The 8,323-nt window shown below is 71.0% G+C and carries 9 protein-coding genes; 3 read left to right on the top strand and 6 right to left on the bottom strand.

The features are described 5' to 3' along the window. Positions 1–54 precede the first annotated feature (54 nt). From ACJOT3_RS29350 to ACJOT3_RS29340, 3 genes are all read right to left on the bottom strand, one after another. Positions 55–1,272 (bottom strand): NADP-dependent isocitrate dehydrogenase, encoded by a 1,218-nt coding sequence (locus ACJOT3_RS29350; RefSeq protein ID WP_406976377.1) that lies wholly within the window; start codon positions 1,270–1,272, stop codon positions 55–57. Positions 1,273–1,453: 181 nt separating this feature from the next. After that, the gene (locus ACJOT3_RS29345) at positions 1,454–1,900 is read right to left on the bottom strand and encodes a DUF3017 domain-containing protein (RefSeq protein ID WP_406976376.1); all 447 of its coding nucleotides are present in this window, start codon (positions 1,898–1,900) and stop codon (positions 1,454–1,456) included. A gap of 99 nt (positions 1,901–1,999) precedes the next feature. Then, positions 2,000–3,226: an RNA-guided endonuclease InsQ/TnpB family protein gene (locus tag ACJOT3_RS29340; protein WP_406976375.1), complete on the bottom strand. Its 1,227-nt coding sequence runs from the start codon at positions 3,224–3,226 to the stop codon at positions 2,000–2,002. Between the two features lie 50 nt (positions 3,227–3,276). On the opposite strand from ACJOT3_RS29340, the gene ACJOT3_RS29335 reads away from it, so the two are divergent. After that, positions 3,277–3,435, top strand: coding sequence for a toxin-antitoxin system HicB family antitoxin (locus ACJOT3_RS29335; protein WP_406976374.1), 159 nt, complete (start codon positions 3,277–3,279; stop codon positions 3,433–3,435). A 361-nt stretch (positions 3,436–3,796) separates the two neighbouring features. Further along, positions 3,797–4,405: an FHA domain-containing protein gene (locus tag ACJOT3_RS29330; protein WP_406976373.1), complete on the top strand. Its 609-nt coding sequence runs from the start codon at positions 3,797–3,799 to the stop codon at positions 4,403–4,405. 72 nt (positions 4,406–4,477) lie between these two features. On the opposite strand, the gene ACJOT3_RS29325 is transcribed toward ACJOT3_RS29330, so the two are convergent. Genes ACJOT3_RS29325 through purN form a run of 3 tightly spaced genes read right to left on the bottom strand, consistent with a single transcriptional unit; the run spans position 4,478 to position 7,553 of the window. After that, positions 4,478–5,335: a bifunctional methylenetetrahydrofolate dehydrogenase/methenyltetrahydrofolate cyclohydrolase gene (locus ACJOT3_RS29325; RefSeq protein WP_406976372.1), complete on the bottom strand. Its 858-nt coding sequence runs from the start codon at positions 5,333–5,335 to the stop codon at positions 4,478–4,480. Positions 5,336–5,346: 11 nt separating this feature from the next. Then, the gene (gene purH / locus ACJOT3_RS29320; RefSeq protein ID WP_406976371.1) at positions 5,347–6,912 is read right to left on the bottom strand and encodes a bifunctional phosphoribosylaminoimidazolecarboxamide formyltransferase/IMP cyclohydrolase; all 1,566 of its coding nucleotides are present in this window, start codon (positions 6,910–6,912) and stop codon (positions 5,347–5,349) included. After that, positions 6,909–7,553: a phosphoribosylglycinamide formyltransferase gene (gene purN, locus ACJOT3_RS29315; protein ID WP_406976370.1), complete on the bottom strand. Its 645-nt coding sequence runs from the start codon at positions 7,551–7,553 to the stop codon at positions 6,909–6,911. The genes purH and purN overlap by 4 nt, the downstream gene beginning before the upstream one ends. Before the next feature lie 343 nt (positions 7,554–7,896). Between purN and ACJOT3_RS29310 the strand changes: the two genes are divergently transcribed. After that, a complete protein-coding gene (locus ACJOT3_RS29310) occupies positions 7,897–8,289 on the top strand; it encodes a DUF4190 domain-containing protein (RefSeq protein WP_406976369.1) in 393 nt (130 codons plus the stop codon). Positions 8,290–8,323: the final 34 nt, after the last annotated feature.

The raw sequence follows: 8,323 nt of genomic DNA, 5'->3' as shown, positions 1-8,323 counted from the left end.
GACGTGGCGGAGATCACCGGCGGTGTCGGCTCAAGACACCGTCGGAGAACTCTTTCAGGCCAGGCGCTTGGACAGGTTCTCGTCCAGAGCGGCCAGGAACTGCTCGGTGGTCAGCCACTCCTGGTCGGCGCCGACCAGGATCGCGAGGTCCTTGGTCATCTGGCCGCCCTCGACGGTCTTGATGACGACGTCCTCAAGGGTGTTGGCGAACTCCAGCAGCTTGGGGGTGTTGTCCAGCTTGGCCCGGTGCTCCAGACCGCGGGTCCACGCGAAGATGGAGGCGATCGGGTTGGTGGAGGTGGGCTTGCCCTGCTGGTGCTGGCGGTAGTGGCGGGTGACGGTGCCGTGCGCGGCCTCGGCCTCGACGGTGCGGCCGTCGGCGGTGCGCAGCACGGAGGTCATCAGGCCCAGCGAGCCGAAGCCCTGCGCGACGGTGTCGGACTGGACGTCGCCGTCGTAGTTCTTGCAGGCCCAGACGTAGCCGCCCTCCCACTTGAGCGCGGAGGCGACCATGTCGTCGATGAGGCGGTGCTCGTAGGTGAGGCCGGCCTTGTCGAACTGCTCCTTGAACTCGGCCTCGAAGATCTCCTGGAACACGTCCTTGAACATGCCGTCGTAGGCCTTGAGGATCGTGTTCTTGGTGGACATGTAGACCGGGTAGTTCCGGTCCAGGCCGTAGTTGAGGCTGGCCCGCGCGAAGTCCTCGATGGACTTGCGGAAGTTGTACATGCCCATGGCCACGCCGCCGGCCTCGGGGAAGTTGGCGACCTCGAACTCGACCGGCTCGCCGCCGTCGGTCGGGGTGTAGGTCATGGTGACCGTGCCGGGGCCGGGGACCTTGAAGTCGGTGGCCTTGTACTGGTCGCCGTGGGCGTGGCGGCCGATGATGATCGGCTTGGTCCAGCCCGGGACCAGGCGCGGCACGTTCTCACAGATGATCGGCTCGCGGAAGACGACGCCGCCGAGGATGTTGCGGATGGTGCCGTTGGGCGACCGCCACATCTTCTTCAGGCCGAACTCCTCCACCCGGGCCTCGTCCGGGGTGATGGTGGCGCACTTGACGCCGACGCCGTGCTCCTTGATGGCGTTGGCGGCGTCGATGGTGATCTGGTCATCGGTGCGGTCGCGCTCCTCGATGCCCAGGTCGTAGTACTTCAGGTCGACGTCGAGGTACGGAAGGATCAGGCGGTCCTTGATGAAGGACCAGATGATCCGGGTCATCTCGTCGCCGTCGAGCTCGACTACGGGGTTCTCGACCTTGATCTTGGCCATGGCTGTGTGGCTGTCCCTTCAATCTTCGCCACCACCTCGTGCGGCGGTGGACGGCGCCCGGCTCGTGGCCGGGCCCCGGCGTCCGCGCGCGGCGATCCCCTGGTCCCGCCCGGTCCGTGCTCTCCGGGGAGGGGGTGGCTCGTCGGTGTCGCGGTATCTCGATATCAAGCTTATTAGACGCCTACGATGACAATTGCGGCGCCACCCACGCGAGCACGATGAGCAGCACCGCCATGGTGATCAGCGTGGCGAGATCGACCCAGCGGCGGCGGACGGCGAGCATGCCGATCCACTCGGCGGGCAGGAAGGCCCGGAACGCCGCGGCCAGCAGCAGGGCGCCCGAGATGATCGCGGGCCCCCGCTTGAAGTAGGCCGCGGCCACGATGACGATCCCCGCCGCCAGCGCGGACAGCACGAGGACGTACGGCGCCTGGACGAGCCAGGCCGGGACCGTGCGCTCCTCCGGTGCGGGTGTCCCCTCGCCTGTGTCCGACAACTCCGCCAGCTCCACCCTGTTCACCGCGCTCCGCATCGCCTGGTCCACGATCTCCCACCCGGAACTGGCACAGACCGGCCACGCGTCGACGCGCGGGTGTCCGAAACGGAGCACCTTGAGAGAACGGCTCATGTTCCAGGTGGCTCCGGTCGCCGACGTGCTTTCGGCCCGGGAGAGTCACGAACATTGTATTGACATCCTCCCCTCCCTGGCGGGGAGGGGATTCCTGGCTCAGGCCGCCTCTGGGAACTGCGTTCCCTGAGGTCTTACGCCCTCGTCACCAGCCGGGATGAGACCAGCCCGGACCAGCATCACGCGCGCGGAGTTCTTGTCCCGGGGACGAGAGGTCCCACACGCAGTGCAGGTGTAAGTGCGTTCGGACAGCGGCAGGCGGTGCTTGGCTCTCGCACCGCACTCCCCGCAGTCCATGGTGGTGTGCGCCGGGTGCACCAGGTGCACGGCCCGGCCGTGTTTGCGGCCCATCTCGACCAACGCCCGTTTGGTGGCGGCGATCGCCGCATCGGCCGCTTTACGGGCCATAGTGGTCTTGGCGAGGAACCTGGGGCGGAGATCCTCCGCCGCGATGACGTCGTGGTCGCGCACCACGCGTTTGGCCCACTTGCGGGCGTCGTCCTGCCGCTGCCGGGCGACCTTCTTGTACGCCTTGGCCCGCAGCTTCTCGGCCTGTTCGTAGCCGCGGGAGGCCTGCTGCCCCCGAGCGGGCCTGCGGCGGGCCATCATCCGGTCGTACCGCGACAGCTCCGCCCGGGCCTTGGCCCCGTGGCCGGGGTGGGCGAGGTCGTGGGCGTCGGAGGTGGTGGTCGCGATCTCCGCCACACCCCAGTCGACGCCGATCACCTTCCCGGTCGCGGAGAGGGGCTCGGCCTGGGCGGGGACCACGAAGGACGCGTACCAGTGGCCCAGACCGTCGCGGTAGATCCGCACGCTGGAGGGCGCCGCGGGCAGAGGACGGGACCACACCACCGCCAGTACGATGCCGCCCGCCAGGTGCAGGCGCCCGCCCCTGAGCCGGAACCCGCGCACGGTGTAGTTCAGGCTCGGGTCCGCCTCACGCCGCTTCTTGTGCTTGGGCATGCCCGCCCTCTGCCTAGCGGGCAAGCGCGCCTTGAGGTCCTTCAACGCCTTGGTGCGGGAGGCGGCGAAGTCGCGGATGGTCTGCTGCTGGGGCACCGAGGCGCCCTCGCGCAACCACGGCAATGTCGCGCGGGCCCGGGTGAGCATCCTGTCGAGTCGGGCCGGGCCGCAGGTGAGCTTGGCATCGGGGTGGGCCCGGTTGTGCTCGTGGACCTGGCGGGACTTGGCCACACACTCGTTCCAGACCCACCGGCACCGGTCCCACTCGGCCGACAGTGCGGCGAGGGTGCTCGACGACACGCGCAGCCGGTAGGTGTACCGGGCGCGCCCAATGCCTTCCGCAGCCTCGTCCAGTGTCGCCATGGTGTCACTCTACTACTGCCACGCCGTCAAGGTTTCATTATCATGAAGTCATGGATGAAGAGAAGCGCATCACGCTCCGCCTGCCCGCCGACCTGCACGCGTGGCTGGCCGCTCAGGCCAAGTCCGCCCGCAGGTCCCTCAACTCCGAGATCGTCTACCGCCTGGAAAACGAGCGCGCTACTGCCGAGGCGGAGACCGGATCGCTCTGATACCGGTCCGATTTCCCGCCCTAGTTCACGGGAACCCGCCACATCCCGGCCTGGATTCTCGGGAAGCCCAGGAATCCACATCACAGATACCCCAGGGCTCACGGTAACGGCCCGGTACCCGTCGGGGACCCGTCAGGACCGTTTCCCGCTTCCGGTTCGGCCACATGGCCGTATTTCCGCGCCTTATCCGCCTAACTCCGGAGTAAGCGCGTAGAACGCTCGGCACCCGGGTAACGAACCTGGAGACGAGTGCACCGGCGAGGTCCCCCATATGAACCCCACCCCACGAACCACGACCCCCCGACCCCACCGTCGTCCGCACACCCACCGGCAGCGTTACCCGAGCCCGGGAGGAGCCACCGTGGACGGGCCCTACCTCCGGGTCGAAGAGTCCGGGGAGATCTGTGAACTCGCGGGCGAGGTCACCACGGTCGGCCGCGGCGAGGGCGCCGACATCCGCCTGGACGACCCCAGCGTCTCCCTGCTGCACGCCGAGCTGGTCCGCCGCGGCCCCTACGTGTACGTGGTGGACATGGGCCTGTCCCGCAACGGCACCAGGGTCAACGGGCGGCCGATCGCCCGCCGCGTCCTGGAGGAGGGCGACGTGGTGAGCTTCGGCACCGCCCGCTGCCGGGTCGGCGGCCTGCCCCAGGAGCAGATCAGCCCGGACGTGGAGCTGCGGCGCAGCGCCGCCCCCGAGCTCACCCGCCGGGAGCTGGACGTACTGACGGCGCTGTGCCAGCCCGCGCTGTCGGAGGAGGCGTTCGTCGCACCGGCGACCGCCCGCGACATCGCCGAGGTGCTGGTGGTGACCGAGGCGGCGGTCAAGCAGCACCTGTTGCGGCTGTACCAGAAGTTCCGTATCCCCGAGGGCCAGAACCGGCGCACCCGGCTGGCCAACGAGGTGGTCGCCCTGGGCCTGGTGCGCCCGCTGCCGGTCGGCCACCGCACCCACCGCGCCGCGGGCTGAGCGGCCCGGGCCCGAAGAAGCACGGGGGCGGCGATCCTTGCGGATCGCCGCCCCATGGCGTTGCCGTCGCCGCTACAGCGCGGCGGCCTGGCGCTCGGCGGCCTCGACCACGTTGACCAGCAGCATCGCGCGGGTCATCGGGCCCACCCCGCCGGGGTTGGGCGAGATGTACCCGGCGACCTCGGCCACGTCCGGGACCACGTCGCCGACCAGGCCGTCCTCGGTGCGCGAGACACCGACGTCCAGCACGGCCGCGCCGGGGCGCACCATGTCCTCGGTGATGAGCCCGGGCACCCCGGCGCCGGCGACGATGATGTCGGCGCGGCGGGTGTGCTCGGCGAGGTCGCGGGTGCCGGTGTGGCACAGGGTGACGGTGGCGTTCTCCGACCGGCGGGTCAGCAGCAGCCCCAGCGGGCGGCCCACGGTGACCCCGCGGCCGACCACGACCACCTCGGCGCCCTTGAGCGGGACGTCGTAGCGGTCGAGCAGCTCGACGATGCCGCGCGGGGTGCAGGGCAGCGGCGCCTCCTGCATCAGCACGAGCTTGCCGAGGTTGGAGGGCTGGAGGCCGTCGGCGTCCTTGGCCGGGTCGATCAGCCCCAGCACCCGGTTCTCGTCCAGGCCCCGCGGCAGCGGCAGCTGCACGATGTAGCCGGTGCAGGCCGGGTCCTCGTTGAGTTCGCGGACGGCCTGCTCCACCTCCTCCTGGGTGGCGTTCTCCGGCAGGTCGCGGCGGATGCTCGCGATGCCCACCTGCGCGCAGTCGCGGTGTTTGCCGCGCACGTAGGAGTGGCTGCCGGGGTCGTCGCCGACCAGGACGGTGCCCAGCCCGGGGGTGATCCCCCGGGCGTGCAGGCGGGCCACCCGCTCGGTGAGGTCCTCGCGGATGGACTTGGCGACGGCCTTGCCGTCCAGAACGATCGCGCTCATGCCTGGGTCTCCTAGTGGAAGAAGTGCCGGGTGCCGGTGAGGTACATGGTGACCCCGGCCGCCTTGGCGGCCGCGATGACCTCCTCGTCGCGGACCGAGCCGCCGGGCTGCACGACCGCGCGGATTCCGGCCCCGGTGAGGATCTCCAGACCGTCGGGGAAGGGGAAGAACGCGTCGCTGGCGGCGACGGACCCCACCACCCGGTCCCCGGCCCGGGACACCGCCAGGCGCGCGGAGTCGACCCGGTTGACCTGGCCCATGCCGACGCCGACGGTGGCGCCGTCGGTGGCGAGCAGGATGGCGTTGGACTTGACCGCGCGCACCGCGCGCCAGGCGAAGACCAGGTCGGCCAGGGTCGCCTCGTCGGCGGGCTCGCCGGTGGCCAGGGTCCAGTTCGCCGGGTCGTCGCCCTGGGCGTCGATGCGGTCGACCGCCTGGGCGAGCAGGCCGCCGCTGATCTGCCGGGTCTCCACGGCGGCGCCGGCGGCCGCCTCGACCTTGAGCAGGCGGATGTTCTTCTTGCGGGTGAGGATGTCCAGCGCCGCGGGCTCGAACCCGGGGGCGGCCACGACCTCGGTGAAGATCTCCGAGATCTGCGCGGCCAGCTCCTCGCCCACCGGGCGGTTGGTGGCGATGACCCCGCCGAACGCCGACACCGGGTCGGCGGCGTGCGCCTTGCGGTGGGCCTCGGCGTTGTCGGCGCCCACGGCGATGCCGCACGGGTTGGCGTGCTTGATGATGGCGACGCAGGGGGCCTCGAAGTCGTGGGCGGCGCGCACGGCGGCGTCGGTGTCCACGTAGTTGTTGAACGACATGGCCTTGCCGTGCAGCTGCTCGGCGCCGGCCAGGCCGTGCGCGGGCTCGCCCGCCGGGACGTACAGGGCGGCGTCCTGGTGCGGGTTCTCGCCGTAGCGCAGGACGGCCTTGCGGGTGTGGACGGCGGCCCGGAAGTCCGGCCAGGAGGTCTGGGCGGCCTCGGCGTCGGGGGCGTAGGTGTCGGAGAACCAGGCGGCGACGGCGGCGTCGTAGGCGGCGGTGTGCTGGAACGCCAGCCCGGCCAGGCGCTTGCGCCGCTCCAGGGTGAACCCGCCCTCGCGCACCGCCTCCAGGACGGAGCCGTAGGTGGCGGGGTCCACGACGACGGCGACGCTGGAGTGGTTCTTGGCGGAGGCGCGCACCATGGCGGGGCCGCCGATGTCGATCTGCTCGACGCACTCGGCCTCGGAGGCGCCCGAGGCGACGGTCTCGCGGAACGGGTAGAGGTTGACCACGACCAGGTCGAAGGGGGCGATGCCCAGGTCCTCGATCTGGGACACGTGGTCGGGGTTGTTCTGGTCGGCGAGGAGTCCGGCGTGCACGGACGGGTGGAGGGTCTTGACGCGGCCGCCCATGATCTCGGGGAAGCCGGTGACGTCCTCGACCCCGGTGACGGGAACGCCCGCGTCGCGCAGCCGCGCGGCGGTGGAGCCGGTGGAGACGATCTCCACCCCGGCCGCGGCCAGGCCGGCGCCCAGCGCCTCCAGGCCGGTCTTGTCGTACACGCTGATCAACGCACGCCGGATGGCCTGCTGGGTCACCGGTTCTCCTTCGGTTCGGTCGCGTCCGCGACGCTCTGCTCGGTGCGGTCGGCCCGGCCGAACCGCACCTTCCTGCCGTCGATGGTCCAGCCCTCGCGGGACAGGCGGCCGACCGTGTCGACCAGCATGCGCCGCTCCACGACCTTGATGCGCTCGTGGAGGCTGGACTCGTCATCGTCGTCCTCGACGGGGACCGCCACCTGGTCGATGATCGGCCCGGAGTCGACGCCCTCGTCGAGGAAGTGGATGGTGGTGCCGGTGATGCGGACACCGTGGGCGAGGGCGTCACGCACCGCGTGAGCGCCGGGGAAGGAGGGGAGGAGCGCCGGGTGGATGTTCACGGCGGCGTGCTTGCCGACGACCTCGGGGCCGAGGATGCGCATGAACCCGGCGGAGACCACCAGGTCGGGGCGGTGTTCCCCGATGCGTTCGGCCAGGTCGGCGTTCCAGCGCGCGCGGTCGGTGTAGGCGCGGAAGGGGACGGTGAACACGGGCACTCCGGCCTCGCGGGCCAGTTCGATGCCCCGGGTCCCCTCGCGGTCGGCCCCGACGGCGACGATCTCGGCCCCGTAGGCCGGGTCCTCCGCCGCGTCCAGCAGGGCGGCCATGTTGCTGCCCGTGCCCGATATGAGTACCACCACTCGCGCGGACAATGCTTCTCCCATGTACTAGAGAACGGTGCGGGAGTCCTCTCCCGTACTCCGGGGGCACCGGGGGACGGCGCAGCATCCGGAAATCGCGTACGCCCGGTACAGAGATGCCGGGCCTGGGCCGTGCGAGGGCCCGTCCGCAGCACCACCCTATCGGGCCGGGTAGCGTCGGACCCACGAGAGGTGACCTTGGGGGCGGCGTGTGACGTGGACCTCCGACCGGCCCCGACCCGCCCGGGCGTCGTCGGTGGCCGATACCCTCCGCTTCAAGGCGCAGTTCCAAGGCGCAGTGTGACGAGGGCCCCGCCGGGGCGCCTCCCGAAGGAGTGAGACCTTGACCGACAATCGCCCGGAGCCGCGATCCGAGGACGACCGCCCCCGTGTCGAGCGCGGCGGGCTGTGGGGCCTGTTCTTCGGGCTGGCCGGGCTGCTGCTGCCGCCCTACGGCGGGGTGCTGTCCGCGTTCGGCCTGGTCCAGGGCATCCAGGCGCGGCGGGCCGCCCGGCGCAACCGCTCCGACGCCCCGATGGCGCTGGTGAGCGTCGCGGTGGGCGTGGCGGGGATCGTGCTGTCCGTCGCGATGATCGCGGTCTCGGTGGTCTACAACGAGCAGCTGATCCAGTACCGGGACTGCTCGGCGCGGGCGCACACGGTGTCCACCCAGAAGGTGTGCGACGAGGAGTGGAGCTCGGGGACCGAGCTGCCCTCGTGGGTGACCGGGGCCTGAGCCCGGCATAGCGGTATAGAACGTCCCGGAGGGG

It is taken from the genome of Nocardiopsis protaetiae (genome assembly GCF_045446735.1).
Lineage (GTDB): Bacteria > Actinomycetota > Actinomycetes > Streptosporangiales > Streptosporangiaceae > Nocardiopsis > Nocardiopsis protaetiae.
This window is presented reverse-complemented; position numbering and strand designations above follow the sequence as displayed.